Genomic DNA, 944 nt, shown 5'->3' with positions numbered 1-944 from the left:
CTACTTACTTATCGCCGTTTATTTTTTGTCAATCTATTTTTTGTTAATCTATTTGTTGATGGATAGAGCCAAAAATTGAGTATTTTGGTCAACCAAGGCATAACTGGATAGGTTAATAGGGCGGATACAAAGATGACCGAAATCAATAGTCCTAAAACCGATGGCAATCCCAGCAAAAAAGGATTGAGAATTAAGTTGGCGAGTAGAATTAATGGATATACGGCGATCGTTCCTACAATTACCTGTTTGTAATAGGCTGGCGATGGATTCCCTAATGTACTTTTAGGAAGGGTAAACCACAACTCCAAGCCCTTGGACTGATGCTGTTGCGATCGCTTAGAAATAAATTTTTGAGAATCTTGCATCCATGCTTGATAAATATCTGAAGCTAGCCAATTTTTGTAGTGATCGTAGTTATCGAATTTAACGATAAAAACATATTCAGGATATTGCTGATTGCGGGGACGAATTACTTCAACCCCCATAAACCCCTCAAATTGCTGTGCATCTTGGTTAATTCCTTTTGTCCAAGCTTCATATTCTTCTATAAGATTTGGTTCGACAACTTCGGAGATGACTAAGGTAATCGGATCGGATTGTTGTCCAAAGTCCTGCATAGCTTTACCAATAATATAGTCAGGATAGCTAATTATAGCGATCCTCGCTGATTTGTTAGCAAGGGCAATTCATACCAAAGCTCAAAATGGCTACGCCATTTTGAGCTTTGAAAACCCTTAGTGGATTTAGTTTTTAATTCACAAAAGTGTTGTCACACTTTCGTGAATTGGGATAAGAAACCATTTAAGAATTGGATAGATCCCCCCCAGCCCCCCTTAAAAAGGGGGGAGAATTAAATTCTTCCCCCTTTTTAAGGGGGATTGAGGGGGATCTCTTAGAGTTTTTGACCGCAGAAAGTAATTCTTAAATGGTTTCTAAAACCCAAA

At 38.3% G+C, this 944-nt stretch carries 1 protein-coding gene; it reads right to left on the bottom strand.

What is annotated here, in order from left to right:
• Nucleotides 1-8: 8 nt before the first annotated feature.
• Nucleotides 9-617, bottom strand: a complete 609-nt coding sequence (locus tag AC805_RS15640) for an antibiotic biosynthesis monooxygenase (RefSeq protein ID WP_055076283.1) — start codon at nucleotides 615-617, stop codon at nucleotides 9-11.
• Nucleotides 618-944: the final 327 nt, after the last annotated feature.

Origin of the sequence: Pseudanabaena sp. 'Roaring Creek' (genome assembly GCF_001402795.1) — a bacterium.
Lineage (GTDB): Bacteria > Cyanobacteriota > Cyanobacteriia > Pseudanabaenales > Pseudanabaenaceae > Pseudanabaena.
This window is presented reverse-complemented; position numbering and strand designations above follow the sequence as displayed.

Bases quoted from the DNA above. Each gene is read 5' to 3' on its own strand.
- AC805_RS15640 (WP_055076283.1), bottom strand. From the start codon at position 617: ATGCAGGACTTTGGACAACAATCCGATCCGATTACCTTAGTCATCTCC.